This is a genomic window from Arthrobacter sp. Hiyo1 (assembly GCF_001263615.2).
In the GTDB taxonomy this organism is placed as follows: Bacteria; Actinomycetota; Actinomycetes; order Actinomycetales; family Micrococcaceae; genus Arthrobacter.
In genome coordinates, this window is the sequence record NZ_DF952471.1 from 326459 (window position 1) to 327445 (window position 987).

Annotated in this window: 2 pseudogenes; both read left to right on the forward strand. The window is 64.4% G+C overall.

Annotated features, from left to right (window positions below):
• A pseudogene (locus AHiyo1_RS13090) lies at positions 1-320 on the forward strand (hypothetical protein); the annotation flags it as partial.
• 143 nt (positions 321-463) lie between these two features.
• A pseudogene (locus AHiyo1_RS26780) lies at positions 464-987 on the forward strand (ABC transporter substrate-binding protein); the annotation flags it as partial.

Below are 987 nucleotides of genomic sequence, written 5' to 3' on the forward strand. Positions count from 1 at the left end.
CCGTTTCGGACGACACCGGGCTCATTCCGCGCATCTCGGGCGAGTTCGACGCCGCATCCTTCCGCGCCGGACCCGCCTTGCAGACAATCCCTTCCAAGGACGGGTGGGATGACGTCCGCGATGGAGCTACTGCCGAAGGGAAAGATAAGGTGGACGCTTGGTCCGACGTCGAGAAGGCATACCTGCCCGATGAAGACATCCCCAGCACCGCGCAGGGGGCCGCAGGCCGCCCAGGCATCCCGTTGCCCGGCCGCCGCACCTATCAGGGGACGCTGGGAAACAACCCCTATTTCCGCGGTGGACCCCGCCGCAAAAGGTGACGCATCCTCGCAAACCGGGAGCCAGAACGGCCCAATCAGCTAGGATCAGAAACTAATACAGGTAGTTGCAGACCACGGGTCACCCGGCTGGCCGGATCCCGTATTCAGGACCCGCAGCTTCCGGACAGTCATAGGAGGAACCCGTGTCCCACCCGATCGATGTCGGATCAGTGCTTGGCGGCCGCTACAAAGTCACAGCCACCGTGTTGACTTCGCACGACCAAGATCTGGTGCTCGACGGCGTGGACCAGGTCCTCAACAGACCCGTCAGCATCCTCGTGGCAGGCCCCGGAAACGCCGATCAGGTTGCCAAGAGCGCCCGCGAGGTAGCCACTGGCGAACGGCCCGGGCATGTCCAGATCCTCGATCTCGGCGTCAGCGACAGCACCACTTACCTCATCACCAACCACAGCAGCGCTCCTGACCTGCTGGACCTCGTGGTGTCTACCAACCCGCCTTACGTCGAACCGTTCTTCACGGACACGCTTGGCAGCGAGATCTTCGGCCAGGCCCGGTCCCACGAGCCCGAGACCTACGACGGACTGTACGACGACGAAGAGCACGACGCCGAGTACATCAGTTACGACGAGGTCGAGCCGAATCCGGCCGGCGAACCACTCCCAGGCGCCGCGTCACCCGCGGACCCGCGCCGCCCGGTGGTTCCTCC